Source organism: Brevundimonas sp. UBA4553, assembly GCF_002387245.1.
Taxonomy (GTDB): Bacteria; Pseudomonadota; Alphaproteobacteria; order Caulobacterales; family Caulobacteraceae; genus Brevundimonas.
The window spans coordinates 423,552-437,453 of sequence record NZ_DGLD01000019.1 but is presented as its reverse complement, the minus strand read 5'-3'; the positions used below and the strand labels follow the sequence as shown (position 1 = coordinate 437,453).

Here is a 13,902-nt window from a genome sequence, read left to right as displayed (position 1 = left end):
CAAATCCCAGCCCGGTCGAAAGCAGGACTGCGCTTCTATTTTTTCTCGGCGATCACTCGCAACACCGCGTCCGCCGCCAGTTCCGATGGATCGGATCCGCCACGCCCCATCAGGTCGAGCGCCGCCGTCTGACGCGCGGCTTGATCGGCGGCGGCCTGCGGGTCCGATAGCAGACGACCGACCGCCTCGGTCAGCTTCTCGGGCGTGGCGTCGTTCTGAATGAACTCGGGGGCGATGCGCTCGTCGGCGGCGATGTTGAACAGGGTGATGTGCTTGGCCGTCACCAGATTCTTCATCAGCAAATAGGACAGCCCGTCGATCTTGTAGGCGATGACCATGGGCGCGCCGGCCAGGGCCAGTTCGGTCGAAACCGTACCGCTGGTGGCCAAGGCGACATTGGCGGCCTTCATCGCGTCGTACTTGTCGGCTTCCTGCACCAGGTGGGCGCGAAACGGCCAAGCTGCGACGCGACCCGCCACGTCGGCGGCGACCGTGCCAGCGGCGATGACGGCGATCTCCAGCCTGGGGTTGGCCGCCTTCAAACGCTTCACCGTCGCCTCGAAGACGGGCGTCATGCGGGTGATCTCGCTGGGCCGGCTGCCCGGCAAGACCAGCAGCAGGGGCGCATCGGCGGCGATACCGCGCGCGGCGCGGAAGCGGGCGCCGTCGGCGCTGGCAATGTCGACGTGCAGGGCCTGTGACCCCACGACTGTCGTCGGGAGACCCTCGCGCTCGAACCAGGGCGCGTCGAAACTGTAGAGCGACAGCAGGTGATCGACGCTGGCCGCCAAGGTCTTGGCCCGGCCCGGACGCGAGGCCCAGACCTGAGGCCCGACATACTTGATCAGCGGCACGCCCGGCAGAACCTCGCGCAGAGCCTTGGCCACGCGGATGGTGAAGCCCCAACTGTCGATCAATACGACCGCGTCGGGCCGCTCGGACTTGGCGAGTTCGACCGTATCCGCCACCCGGCGCTTGACCAGTCCATAGGCCTTCAGCCCCTCGATCCAGCCCAGGATGGAGAGTTCGGCGATGTCGAACGGACTGACGACGCCTTGGGCCGCCATCTTGGGTCCACCGACGCCGACGAAGACCACGTCCGCGCCGAGACGCGTCTGCAGCGCCTGCGCCAGACCCGCGCCCAAGGCGTCTCCGGAGGCCTCTGCAGCGACCAGCATGATTTTCAAAGGACGGCTCATCTTTCCACGCCCCAGACGAACAGGCCCAACCGGTCCGCCTCGTCGACCAGAGCCTGATGATCGATGATGATCAATCGTCCGGCGAATCCACCAATGCCCGCCAGCCCGGCGGCGGCGGCCAACTCGACGGTGCGCGGCCCGATGACCGGCATGTCCACCCTCAAGTCCTGAATTGGCTTGGGCGCCTTGCCCAGCGCGCCCTTCAGCGCGCCCGGCGCACCATGCAGGTCGGCAGGCAGGCCCGCCACCCGCCGCAGCATTTCATCCGTGCCTTCCTGAGCCTCGACCGCAAGAACCAGTCCATCACAGACGACCGCGCCCTGACCTATATCAAGTTCGCCTGATTTTTCAGAAACATGTAACGCCTTCTTCAGGTCCGACAGTTGCTCTGCCGTCGGCGACACCGCGCCGAGCGCGCCCGGCGCCAAGGCCTCGCCGCCCAGGATGTCGTCGGCGCCCTCGATCGCGTAGCCCTCAGCCTCGAACACCGACAGGATCTTGCGCAGCAGGGCGTCGTCGCCCTTGCTCGCTGCCGCCACGATGCCGGGCAGCAGGGTCGCGCCCTTGAAGTCAGGCTTCAGGGTCTTGAAATCGGGCCGGTTCACGTAGCCCGCCAGACAGACGGCCTCGCAGCCCTCGGCCTTCATCCTCTTCAGGATGCGGCCGATCTCGGCCATGCCGAACTCTTCGCCCGGCCAGCGCACCAGATGTTCGTCCGCGAAGCCCGCAAGACGAATGATGAAAACCGCCCGCCCCTCAGCCTCGCACCTCGCCGCGATGCGGGCCGGCAGGTCGCCGCCGCCAGCGATCAGGCCCAGCTTGGGCGCCAAACGAGGCGTCAGCGTCATTCCTTGCCCGGCAGGCAGAGCGGCCGTTTGGCGCCATCACGAATGAAGGCGACGATCTCCATGATCTCGGGCAGGTCGGCATAGGTCATCTCGACGCCATCCAGTCGCTCGGCGAAGACACCTTCGCCCTCGAACAGATCGCGATAGGCGGCCAGCAGACGACGCACCGCATCCTTGCCATAACCCTTGCGCTTCAACCCGATCAGGTTGAGGCCGTGCAGACTGGCGTGGTTGCCCCAGGCGGAGCCGTAGGGGATGACGTCGCGCGTCACGGCGGCCAGACCGCCGACTATGGCGCCCTGCCCCACCCGACCGTTCTGATGCACGGCGCACAGCCCCCCCAGGAAGACCTTGTCGCCGATCTGGGCATGGCCGCCCAGGGTGGCGTTGTTGGCCATGACGACATTGTCGCCGACCACGCAATCGTGGCCGACGTGAGCGCCGGTCATGAACAGGCCGTTCGAGCCGACGCGCGTCACGCCCGTTCCCTGCGGCGTGCCCCGGTTGAAGGTGACGTGCTCGCGGATGACGTTGTCCGCGCCGATCTCCAGCCGCACCGGCTCACCCTTGTAGCCGTTGTGCTGCGGGTCGCCGCCGATCACGGCGAAGGGATGGATGACCGTTCGCTCGCCGACGCTTGTGTCCTGCTGGACCACCACATGGCTGACCAGCCTGATGCCTTCGGCCAGGGTCACGCCCGGACCGACGAGGCACCAGGGGCCGATCACGACGCCGTCGGCGACTTGGGCCGAGGCGTCGACGACAGCGGTCGGGTGGATGGTCACTGGGCGGGCTCCGCCACAGTCACGACCATGGCCATGAACCCGGCTTCAGCGGCCAGCTTGCCGTCGATGAAGGTCTCGCCCCGGAATTTGTAGGCGTCCCCACGCGCGCGGATCACCTTGACCTCCATGCGCAGTTGATCGCCCGGACGGGCGGGCTTGCGGAAACGCACGCCGTCGATCGACATGAACATGATGACCTTGTCGGCCACCGCCACGTCCAGGGATTTGGACATCAGCAGGGCGCCCGTCTGGGCCATGGCCTCGACGATCAGGACGCCCGGCATGACCGGGTCGATCGGGAAGTGGCCTGGGAAGAAGGGCTCGTTGTGGGTGACGTTCTTGATCCCGACGATTGAGGTCGCGGCTACGAAGTCCTCGGCCTTGTCGACCAGCAGGAAGGGATAGCGGTGCGGCAGGCGACGCATCACCTCGGCGTAATCGATCTTGTTGTCTTCGCTCATTCTTTCGTTTCCTTCGCGCCCTTCTTCTGGGACGCCTGTTTGGACAGCCACACCGTCTCGCGCAAGAATTGACGAAGCGGCTTGGCGGGATAGCCGGACCAGACCTCGCCCGGCGGAATATCGGCCAGAACGCCGCCGCCGGCTGCGACACGCGCGCCTTCGCCGATGGTGATGTGGTCGCCCACGCCCGCCCGGCCGCCGAAGATGCAGTTGTCGCCGCTGGTGACCGAACCCGAGATGCCAGTGTGCGCCGCCATCAGGTTGTTGCGGCCGATGACGCAGTTGTGGCCGATCATGACCAGGTTATCGATCTTGGTGTTCTCGCCGATGACCGTGTCGTCAAAGGCGCCGCGATCAATGCAGGAATTGGCCCCCACAGTGACGCCGTCTTGCAGGATGACGCGGCCCAACTGCGGAATATCCACGGGTCCGGCCTTCGAGCCGGCGGCGCCAAAGCCCGCTTCGCCGATCCGCGCGCCGGCCAGCAACTTCACCCGGTCGCCCAGAAGAGCGAACCCGACCGTAACGCCAGCGCTGATCAGGCAATCGCGGCCGATCTGGACGCCCGGCCCAATCACGGTATTGGCGCCGATACGCGTGCCACGCCCGATGCGAACGCCTTCACCGAGAACAACGCCGGGCTCGACGACGACCGTGTCGTCTTCTGCGGCTTCAGCAACCGCAATAGCGCGGTTGAGACGGACCGGCTGATGCAGCAAGGCCGAGGCTCGCGCCCATGAAGCCTGCGCCTCTCCCGAGAGGATGACTGCGACGCCGGTTGGCGCCAGATCGACGGCCGAAGCCGGCACGATCACGCAACCAGCCTTGGTCTCAGCCAGAGCGGCGGCGAACTTGCGGTCGCCCATAAACGCAATCGCGCCCCGGTCCGCTGTGGACAGGGGCGCAACGGCCGAGATGACGACCTGGCCGCCCCGGACCACCTCCCCGCCGATATGCTCGGCGAGGGCGGCGACCGTCAGGGGCGACAGGGTCTGGAAAAATCTCGGATCGGGCATGGCCCGTCTTACGACTGCGGCTGAGCCGGAACCGGCAGGCGGTTGAAGCTCAGCGTCGGCAGGGCGGCGTTCAGGCGCTGGATGACCAGCGGCGTCACGTCCATGGCCGGGTTCATGATGAAGACGCTTTCACGGTCGACCAGGATGCCGCAACCCTTCTCCTGATAGACGGCGACCAGGATCGGCTCGATGGCCTCCGAGATCTGACGGCGCTGCTCACCCAGGGTGTAGCGCAGCTCGGCGTCGCGCGTCTGTTCCAGCTGTTGAGCTTCCTGAGCGCGTTGTTGCAGCGCCTGGCGACGCTGGTTCAGTTGGTCGGCCGGAATGGTCGTCGCGCCTTGTTGCAGCGCCTGATATTCCGTCTGCAGCTGGGTTGCATAGGGCGCGATCTCGCCTTGGACTTCCTGAGCCAGTTGCTCCATGCGCGCCTGAACAGCTTGACCGACGGTCGACTGGGCCAAGGCCTGCTGGTTGAAATAGACGCAGACGCCGGGGATCACCGGGCCAGGATTGGCGGGGCCTTGCGACTGGGCCAGAGCCGACGAAGCGGCGAGCGAAGCAATGGCGAATGCGCCGATGGCGAACAGTTTCATCTTGAACCTTTGAGCAGTCTGGAAGGCTGCGGTTAGAACTGGGTCGAGGTGGAGAAGCGGAAGGTCTCGGTCTTGTCGTAGTCTTCCTGCGACAGAACCTTGGACAGGTCAAAACGGATCGGTCCCATGGGCGAGCGCCAGTGGATGCTGACCCCGGCGGCAGCCCGGAGCGAAAGATCATCCACGATGTTCGGGTTGGGCAGACCCGTGACGGGGTCGACCGTGTAGCGGTCGTCGATCATGCCCAGCGTGCCGACATCGGCGAACAGCGAAGTCTTGATGCCATACTCGTCAGGCAGATAGTTCGGCACCGTCAGCTCGATCGTGCCGATGGCGTAGAAGTTGCCGCCCAAGGCATCGGTCGTGGTCAGGTCGCGCGCGCCCATACCCGCCGTCTCGAAGCCGCGGAAGGTGTTGCCGCCCTTGAAGAAGCGGTCGTTGATGCGGATCGGATCACCGTTCCAGCCGGACACATAGCCCGTGGAGCCTTGCAGGCTGACGATCCAGTTGGGGCTGAAGCCATAGTACCAGGCGGCGTCCGCCTCGGTTTTCAGGTAGTTCACGTCGCCGCCGATACCGGCGAAGTCCTGCCTCAGCGAGGCCGACCAGCCGCGCGTCGGGCGAACCGGATCATTGGTGCGGTTTACCAGCAGCGTATAGCCCGCCGACGAGTTCAGGAACTCACCCGCCTGATCGCACAGCGCCGAAGACCCGGTGCCGTTGCAGTAGCCCGAGGGGATGATGACCTCGTCCGACTTCAGGAAGTAGCGGACGCTGAAGGAGGAATAGCCGTTCAGCGGATAGCTGAGACGCAGGCCGCCGCCGGTCGAGCGGTAGTCGTAGGACGAGTACTCGCTCAGGTCATAACGGGTATGGAACAGGTCGAAGCCCGCCCGCAGGTCGCGTCCCAGGAACTTCGGCTCGGTGAAGCGGAAGTCGATCTGCTGACGCAGCGAACCCCACTCCGCTCGGGCCACCACGTTCTGACCCCGCCCGCGGAAGTTGCGCTCCGTAATGCCCAAGTTCAGGACGAAGGAGTCGACCGAGCTGAAGCCGGCGCCGACGGAAAGCTCGCCGGTCGGCTGTTCCTCAACGGTGACGTTGACGATTGAGCGGTCGGGCGCGCTGCCGCGCGTCTCTTCGATCTTGACGTCCTTGAAGAAGCCTAGCGCGCGCAGGTTGTTACGCGAGCGTTCGACCAGCGAGCGGTTGAAGGCGTCGCCTTCGCCGACCATCAGTTCACGACGGATCACGGAATCCAGGGTGCGGGTGTTCCCAACCACGTTGATGCGGTCGATGTAGACGCGCTGCCCTTCGCGGATGTTGAAGGTGATGTCGACCTTGTCGGTTTCCGGATTGGCCCGATAGGTGGGGTTGATCTCGACGAAGGCGTAGCCCGCCGAACCGGCGGCGAACGTCAGGGTGTCGACGGCGCTCTCGATTCGATCACTTTCATACAGATCGCCCGAACGGATCGGCAGCAGGCGTTGCAGGAAGTCGGCGTTCAAACGGTCGTTTTCCGTAACGACCTTGACCTCGCCGAAGGTGTAGCGATCGCCCTCATCCAGCGTCAGCGTCATGCCGAATGCGCTGCTGTCCGGTTTCAGCTCGGCCACCGACGACAGGATGCGGAAGTCGTAATAGCCCCGGTTCGTATAGAACTTGCGCAGTTGCTCGCGGTCATAATCGAGCCGGTTGGGATCGTAGTTGTCGTTGGAGCTGAACAGGCGCCACCAGCTCGACTGCTTGGTCACCATGACCTCGCGCAGATCGCTGTCCGAGAAGGCCGTGTTGCCCAGGAAGGTGATGGCGGCGACGCCGGTTTCCGGCCCCTCGTCAATCTCGAACACCACATCCACGCGGTTCTGGTCCAGTTGCACCAGCTTCGGCGTGACGGTGGCGGAGATACGGCCCGACAGACGATACAGCTCGACGATCTTGCCCACGTCTTCCTGCACGCGGGCACGCGTGTAGATACCGCGCGGCTTGATCGTGACTTCGTCCTGCAGCTTCTTCAGCGCGAGCGCCTTGTTACCCTCGAACGTCACCTGGTTGATGATCGGGTTTTCCGCGATCTCGACGATGAGATCGCCGTTTGGCTGCAGTCCCAGTTGCACGTTGGCGAACAGATTGGTTCGCGACAGGGTGCGCACGGCCACGTCGATCACGGCCGCGTCGATCGTGTCGCCGGGCTGGATCGGCAGGTAGGACAGGACGGTCGTCTGATCGATCCGCTGGTTGCCACGCACCAGGATGCGGTTGACGACGGCGCGGTCCTCAGCCGGAGCCGTGACGACCACTTGCGGGTCCTGCTGGCCGGCGGCCGGCGGTGCGGCAGGCGTGGCTTGCGCCAGAGCCGGGCCGGCCAGGCCGGCGGCGACGGCCAGGGCCAGGGCGCTGGGTCCAAGAATACGGCCACGGGTTCGGATCATAAGGCGACTGTCGTTCTGAATCATTCGGGGAACCATCGGGGGCTGGCGTCGGCTCACGAGACGAGCCCGCCGAGGAATTTGAAGAGATTGAGTTTCTGCAGGTCGTTCCAGGTCGCGAACAACATTAAACTGGCCAGCAAAGCAAGACCGACCCGATATCCCGCCTCCTGAACCTTCGCCGCTACAGGCCTGCGCGCCATCGCCTCATAGGCGTAGAACATCAGGTGCCCCCCATCCAAAACGGGAATGGGCATCAGATTTAGAAAACCGATTCCGACCGAAAGTATGGCGGCGAAGCTGGTCAGCGTCAGCAAGAGATTTCCGGCCATGGCCCAAGGATCGGGATTAGCGGCGACGGCGGCGTTGGTCAGCGCGCCCGAGGCCTTCGCGATGCCCAAGGGACCGCTGAACTGATCGCCCGATTCCCGTCCGGTGAAGATGCGGCCGATGTAGGTGAAGGTCGTGTTCAGGATCGCGCCGGTTTCCTTGAACCCCTGTCCCACAGCGGCGACCGGGCCATATCGGACGTGGCGCACCTCGGTGCGACTGGAACCAAGCCCAAGGCCGATTCTTCCCATGGAGACGCGGCCCGCGATCGGATCAATCTCGGTGCGGCGCTCCGGCGTGGCGGTCAGCAAGACTTCTGCGCCCGCCCGCTCAACCGTGAAGCGCACGGGGTCGCCGCTGCTCAGCGCCACGACGCGAGTGACTTCGCCGCCGTCCGCGATCAGCTTGTCGTTCACGCGCGTGATCAGGTCGCCCGTCTGGAATCCGGCGGCCGCCGCGGGCGAGCCAGGCTGCACCTGCACCACACGTGCGGGGCGCAGTTCGACGCCGACCAGACTGAACAGCAGGGTGAAGATGAAAATGGCCAGTACGAAGTTGGCGAAGGGCCCGCCCGCTACGACCAGGGCGCGCTGCCACAACGGCTTGAAATACAGATAGTCGCGCTCGGCGCCCGGGCCGTGTTCAGCCACCAGCTCCTTCTTGAGCGCATCCAGGCCCGCCTTGTCCGGCACGCCCGTGGCGTCCAGATCGCCCGCGAACTTGACGTACCCGCCCAACGGCAACCAACCTAGGCGCCATTCGACGCCGTGCTTGTCGGTGCGTTGGAAGATGGCGCGGCCAAAACCTATAGAGAAGCGCTCCATCTTTACGCCGAACGCCCGAGCGGTCAGGAAGTGACCCAGTTCATGGACGGTGACGACAAGCGTCAGCACCAGCAGAAACGGCACGACATAGATCAGGGCCTGCCCAACAACGCCTAGCATCCCAATCAAGTCTCCTGTCGCCCTCAGGCAGCAATCGCGAGCGAGGCGATGATGTCGTTCGCAATCCGTCGGGCCATAGCATCCACGGCCAGAGCCGTGTCGCAGGCGTCGTCGGAACCGGAACTCACCCCCGAAATCGTCGCGCGTTCCAAGGTGTCGGCGACGACTGCGGCAATATTGAGAAAGCCCAGTCTGCGGTCAAGGAAGGCCAGAGCCGCCACTTCATTGGCGGCGTTGAACACGATCGGCGCCACGCCTCCCGTCCCCAGAGCCTCCCGCGCCAGCTTGAGAGCCGGGAACCGTATCTCGTCGGGTGCCTCGAAGGTCAGGCGGCCAAGCATTGCAAGGTCCAGCTTCGGCGCCGGCCAGGCCAAACGGTCCGGCCAAGCCAGGGCGCAGGCGATCGGCGTCTTCATGTCAGGCGGGCCCAACTGGGCCAGGGTCGAACCATCCACATATTCCACAAGGCTGTGGATGATTGATTCGGGATGGACCACGACATCGATACGGTCACCGGCCATCGCGAACAGATAGGCGGCCTCGATCAACTCCAGACCTTTGTTGGCCATGGTTGCGCTGTCGACCGAAATCTTGGCGCCCATGCTCCAGTTGGGATGGGCCACAGCCTGCTCCGGCGTAATCCGCTCCATGGCTTCACGCGCCAGGGTCCGGAACGGCCCGCCTGAGGCCGTCAACACCAGCTTGCTCACCTGTTCGGGCGCTTCGGCGGGGAACACCTGGAAAATGGCGGAATGTTCGGAATCGACGGGGATCAGTTTGCCCCCGCTGCGCTTGACGCGCTCGATGAGCGCAGGACCACAGCACACCAGGCTTTCCTTGTTGGCCAAGGCCAACGTCGCGCCGGTTCCAGCCGCCGCCCAGGCCGAACGCAAGCCTGCCGCCCCGACGATGGACGCCATGACCCAGTCCACTGGTCGCGTCGCCGCTTCGACTATGGCCTCCGGGCCTGCGGCCGCCTTGACGCCTGTTCCGGCCAGAGCGTCGCGCAGTTCCGACAGGCGGGCGGGATCAGCCGTCACCGCCAGCCTGGGCCGCCAACGCCGCGCCTGCTCGGCCAGCCTGGCGATATTGTTTCCGCCGGTCAGCACCTCGACCTGAAACGCACCTGAGCCGGCGATCTCGGCCTGATCCATCAGGTCCAGCGTCGACGCCCCGACCGAGCCGGTCGAGCCCAGCACGCTGACCTTTCGGGCGATCACGTCCCCTGCCCCAGCATCAGAACGATGACGCGACCGGCCGCGACGACCACGACCGCAAACATCAACCCGTCCACGCGATCGAGCAGACCCCCGTGGCCGGGAATGATGTTGCCTGCGTCCTTAACCCCAAAACGACGCTTCAACGCGGATTCCCACAGGTCGCCAGCCATGGTGGCCAGGGCCGCCGCCAGACCGAGAACGCCTCCCCAGAAGATGTTCAGACGGCCCATCTCCAGCCAGCCGGCCATGGCCGCGCCGGCGATCATCCCGGCAAGCAGCCCGCCGATGAAGCCGGACCAGGTCTTGTTCGGCGAAAAGCGCGGCCACAGCTTTGGTCCGCCCACGGCGCTTCCCACCAGGTAGGCCAGAATGTCCGACGCCCAGGCCACGGCGAATACGAGCACGGTCCAATAGAGCCCCTGCGCGTCGTTGAGGTCCCGCAACCAGATCAGCAGCACGCACGGCCAGCCGAGATAAAGGACGCCATAGGCCGCATCCAGAGCCTCAGCCCCGCGCGACCGCGCAAACAGGCCTGCCGCCAGGGCGCCGAAGACGAGCAGGATCAGCGCCAGCGACATCTGCCCGATGTGCGCCGCGACCACGGCGACGATCAGAGCGAGCGCCACCGCGGCGCCGACCGAGCGCCAGAATCGGGGCGCGCTCATCCGCGCCCACTCGAACGCCAACAGTCCGCAGGCCGCTACAACCAAAGCGCAGAACCAGGCGCCGCCCGCCCACGTAGCGAGCACTGCAGCCGGCGCCAGCACCACAGCCGAGGCCGCCCTAAGGCCGATGTCGCCTATCTTCAAAGCCATCAGTTCGCCGCCGTCTTCGCTGCGGCTGCATCCGACAGCACGTCGCGACCGCCGTAGCGCCGCTCGCGATTGGAATAAAGGGCGACCGCCTCGCCCAGCGCCTCAGCCCCATAGTCGGGCCAGAGAATGTCCTGAAAAACCAGTTCGGCATAGGCGGCTTCCCAAAGCAGGAAGTTCGACAGGCGCTGCTCTCCCGACGTCCGCACGATCAGGTCGACAGGCGGCGCGCCAGCGGTCGACAGGCCAGCGCCGAGATCGTCCTCGGTCAGGGCTTGCACGGCCAGCCCCGCACGCGCCTGATCGACCAACCTCTGAGCCGCATCCACCAGATCCGCGCGGCCGCCGTAGTTAAAGGCGACCTGCAACAGGAAGCGGTCGTTATGGGCGGTCTGCGCCTCGGCCCGATCGACGATCGCGGCGATGTCCGCGGGCAGACCCTTGCGACGGCCCAGCACCCGGATGCGCACCCCCGCAGCCTCCAGCCGCTTCAGATCGCTGCCCACGAATGAGCGGACCAGCCCCATGAGGTCCGACACTTCGTCAGCCGGACGGCTCCAGTTCTCGGTCGAGAACCCGAACACCGTCAGGCAGCGGATGCCGAAATCGGGGGCCGCCTTGATCGTTCGCCGGAGCGCCTGGACGCCCTCCCGGTGCCCCACCACGCGCGGCAGGCCGCGCCGCTCGGCCCAGCGACCGTTGCCGTCCATGATCAGGGCGACGTGGCGTGGCCCCTTCTCAGGCGCCGTGGCGACGGTATCGGCCGACATTCTGCATTTCCCTCCCGACGCGTGGCTGCGTCAGACCTGCATGATCTCGACTTCCTTGACCTTCAAGGCCTCGTCGATCTTCTTGATGGCGGCGTCCGTGTCCTTCTGGACCTCGGCTTCCATCTTCTTCTGTTCGTCCTGGCTGATCTCGGTCGCCTTCTCGGCCTTTTTCAGATCATCGTTGGCGTCGCGGCGAACGTTGCGCACGGCGATCTTCTGCTGCTCAGCATACTTTCCGGCCAGCTTGACGAGATCCTTGCGGCGCTCTTCCGTCAGCGGCGGGACCGGGATGCGCAGGGTCTGGCCATCGACGATCGGGTTCAGGCCCAGGCCTGCAGCGCGAATGGCCTTCTCGACCGGTCCGACCATGCCCTTGTCCCAGACGCTGACCGAGATCATGCGCGGCTCGGGCACGCTGATGGCGGCGACCGCGTTCAGGGGCGAGGTCGAGCCATAGGCCTCGACCTGAACTGGGTCCAGCAGGCCCGAGTTGGCTCGGCCCGTGCGCAGACCCGCAAAGTCTTCCTTCAGCGAAGCGACGGACTTCTCCATCCGGTCGCGGTAGGTCTTGAGGTCGGGCTTGGCCATGGTGCTTCCTTGGTCTGGTCGTTCGGGTCGAGGGCTGCTTACGCGGCCTTGTTGGTGATGACGGTGAAGGTGCCTTCGCCGCGCAGGGTCTTGCGCAGCGAGTCTTCCTCACGGATCGAGAAGACCACGATGGGAATCTCGCTATCACGCATCAGGGCGATGGCCGAGGCGTCCATGACGCGCAAGTCCTTGGCCAGGACGTCCTGATAGGTCAGCGTGTCATAGCGGGTGGCGTTCGCGTCCTTCTTGGGATCAGCGGTATAGACGCCGTCCACGCTGGTGCCCTTCAGAAGGGCGTCGCAACCCATTTCAGCGGCGCGCAACGCAGCGCCCGAGTCGGTGGTGAAGAAAGGCGCACCCACGCCGGCGGCGAAGATGACCACCCGACCCTTTTCCAAGTGCCGCATGGCGCGGCGACGAATGTAGGGCTCGGCGATGGCGGCCATGGGAATGGCGCTCTGAACGCGTGTGTCGACGCCGATCTTCTCCAGCGCCCCCTGCATGGCCAGCGCGTTCATGATGGTCGCGAGCATACCCATATAGTCGGCGTTGGCGCGATCCATGCCCTCCGCCGCCTTGGACAGGCCGCGGAAGATGTTGCCGCCGCCGATGACCAGGCAGATTTCAACGCCTTGGCGCGCGACCTGGGCTACGGCCGCCGCCACGACATCGACCGTCTTCATGTCGATGCCATAGGACTGCTCGCCCATCAGAACCTCGCCCGAGACCTTCAGCAGGACGCGCTTGTATCGAAACTCGGAAGGGGCGTCGGGCATGGGTCTGGTCCGTGGATACAGGGGTTAAGCATCCGCGCGAGGTGAATCGGCGGCTCATCATAGACGAAGGGCGCGCCGGCCATCAAAGCCGAACGCGCCCTTTTGAAAATTCTTCCCTTTCGGGAAGAAACTTCGGTGTTAGTTGCCGCCGGTCATCGAGGCCACTTCAGCCGCGAAGTCCATGGCTTCAACCTTCTCGACGCCTTCGCCCAGCGCCAGGCGGACGAAACCGGCCAGGTGCAGGTTCGAGGAGCCCAGTTCCTTGGCCGAGTTGGCGACCAGTTGCTCGATGGTCACGTCCGGGTCCATCACGAACGGCTGCTTGGACAGCACCACGTCCTTCTGGAACTTGTTGATCTGACCTTCCACGATCTTCTCGATCATGTTTTCCGGACGGCCTTCTTCCTTGGCCTTCTCGGTCAGGACAGCGCGTTCCTTCTCGATAGCGGCCGGGTCCAGGTCGTCGGTGTTCAGCGACAGCGGCGCCGTTGCGGCGACGTGCATGGCGATCTTGCGGCCCAGTTCGCGAAGCGCGGCCTTGTCGCCTTCGCCTTCCAGGGCGACCAGGACGCCGATGCGGCCGACGCCCGGCGACACAGCGTTGTGGACGTAGGTCGAGACCACGCCTTCCGACACCGACAGGCGGGCGGCGCGGCGCAGTTGCATGTTCTCGCCGATGGTGGCGATCATGTTGGTCACTTCGTCCTGGACCGTCTTGCCGGCTTCCAGCTCAGCGCCGTGCAGGGCTTCGACCGAGTGGTGGTCCAGGCCCAGTTGGGCGAACGACTTGGCGGCGTTCTGGAACAGGTCGTTGCGGGCGACGAAGTCGGTTTCCGCGTTGAACTCGATGGCGGCGGCGATTTCGCCCTTGCCGTCTTCCTTGGCGGCGACAGCGACCAGGCCTTCAGCGGCGACGCGGTCAGCCTTCTTGGCGGCCTTGGAAAGACCCTTGGCGCGCAGCCAGTCGATTGCTGCTTCGATGTTGCCGTCGTTTTCGACCAGCGCCTTCTTGCAGTCCATCATGCCGACGCCCGAACGCTCGCGAAGTTCCTTCACGAGGGCGGCAGTGATCTCGGCCATGTTCTTCTCCTGAAAATTCAAATGAGCGGCCGGGCATGGATAGCCCGACCG

The 13,902-nt window shown here is 65.2% G+C and carries 14 protein-coding genes; all 14 read right to left on the bottom strand.

Translation table 11 applies throughout. The annotated features are described in order from the left end of the window. Positions 1-35 precede the first annotated feature (35 nt). Positions 36-1,199 carry a lipid-A-disaccharide synthase gene (gene lpxB, locus B4A39_RS14565; protein ID WP_292037279.1) on the bottom strand — a complete coding sequence of 388 codons (1,164 nt, stop codon included), beginning with the start codon at positions 1,197-1,199 and terminating at the stop codon, positions 36-38. After that, on the bottom strand, positions 1,196-2,047 hold the full coding sequence (gene lpxI, locus B4A39_RS14560) for a UDP-2,3-diacylglucosamine diphosphatase (RefSeq protein ID WP_292037278.1): 852 nt from the start codon (positions 2,045-2,047) through the stop codon (positions 1,196-1,198). Before lpxI ends, lpxB begins: the two co-directional genes overlap by 4 nt. Beyond that, positions 2,044-2,832: an acyl-ACP--UDP-N-acetylglucosamine O-acyltransferase gene (gene lpxA, locus B4A39_RS14555; protein WP_292037277.1), complete on the bottom strand. Its 789-nt coding sequence runs from the start codon at positions 2,830-2,832 to the stop codon at positions 2,044-2,046. Before lpxA ends, lpxI begins: the two co-directional genes overlap by 4 nt. After that, positions 2,829-3,293: a 3-hydroxyacyl-ACP dehydratase FabZ gene (fabZ, locus tag B4A39_RS14550; RefSeq protein ID WP_292037276.1), complete on the bottom strand. Its 465-nt coding sequence runs from the start codon at positions 3,291-3,293 to the stop codon at positions 2,829-2,831. The genes lpxA and fabZ overlap by 4 nt, the downstream gene beginning before the upstream one ends. Continuing rightward, a complete protein-coding gene (gene lpxD / locus B4A39_RS14545) occupies positions 3,290-4,309 on the bottom strand; it encodes a UDP-3-O-(3-hydroxymyristoyl)glucosamine N-acyltransferase (RefSeq protein ID WP_292037275.1) in 1,020 nt (339 codons plus the stop codon). Before lpxD ends, fabZ begins: the two co-directional genes overlap by 4 nt. A gap of 8 nt (positions 4,310-4,317) precedes the next feature. Next, positions 4,318-4,902, bottom strand: a complete 585-nt coding sequence (locus B4A39_RS14540) for an OmpH family outer membrane protein (protein WP_292037274.1) — start codon at positions 4,900-4,902, stop codon at positions 4,318-4,320. A 32-nt stretch (positions 4,903-4,934) separates the two neighbouring features. Then, the gene (bamA, locus tag B4A39_RS14535) at positions 4,935-7,334 is read right to left on the bottom strand and encodes an outer membrane protein assembly factor BamA (protein WP_292037273.1); all 2,400 of its coding nucleotides are present in this window, start codon (positions 7,332-7,334) and stop codon (positions 4,935-4,937) included. A gap of 53 nt (positions 7,335-7,387) precedes the next feature. Continuing rightward, complete coding sequence (locus B4A39_RS14530) at positions 7,388-8,605, bottom strand: M50 family metallopeptidase (RefSeq protein ID WP_292037271.1); 1,218 nt, start codon at positions 8,603-8,605, stop codon at positions 7,388-7,390. 23 nt (positions 8,606-8,628) lie between these two features. Then, a complete protein-coding gene (dxr, locus tag B4A39_RS14525; protein WP_292037270.1) occupies positions 8,629-9,825 on the bottom strand; it encodes a 1-deoxy-D-xylulose-5-phosphate reductoisomerase in 1,197 nt (398 codons plus the stop codon). Continuing rightward, positions 9,822-10,640, bottom strand: coding sequence for a phosphatidate cytidylyltransferase (locus B4A39_RS14520; protein WP_292037269.1), 819 nt, complete (start codon positions 10,638-10,640; stop codon positions 9,822-9,824). The genes dxr and B4A39_RS14520 overlap by 4 nt, the downstream gene beginning before the upstream one ends. Next, complete coding sequence (gene uppS, locus B4A39_RS14515) at positions 10,640-11,407, bottom strand: polyprenyl diphosphate synthase (protein ID WP_292037268.1); 768 nt, start codon at positions 11,405-11,407, stop codon at positions 10,640-10,642. The genes B4A39_RS14520 and uppS overlap by 1 nt, the downstream gene beginning before the upstream one ends. A gap of 30 nt (positions 11,408-11,437) precedes the next feature. Continuing rightward, positions 11,438-11,995, bottom strand: coding sequence for a ribosome recycling factor (frr, locus tag B4A39_RS14510; protein WP_292037267.1), 558 nt, complete (start codon positions 11,993-11,995; stop codon positions 11,438-11,440). Positions 11,996-12,033: 38 nt separating this feature from the next. Continuing rightward, positions 12,034-12,771 (bottom strand): UMP kinase, encoded by a 738-nt coding sequence (gene pyrH, locus B4A39_RS14505; protein WP_292037266.1) that lies wholly within the window; start codon positions 12,769-12,771, stop codon positions 12,034-12,036. Positions 12,772-12,909: 138 nt separating this feature from the next. Beyond that, positions 12,910-13,851 (bottom strand): translation elongation factor Ts, encoded by a 942-nt coding sequence (gene tsf / locus B4A39_RS14500; protein ID WP_292037264.1) that lies wholly within the window; start codon positions 13,849-13,851, stop codon positions 12,910-12,912. Between the last annotated feature and the right edge of the window lie 51 nt (positions 13,852-13,902).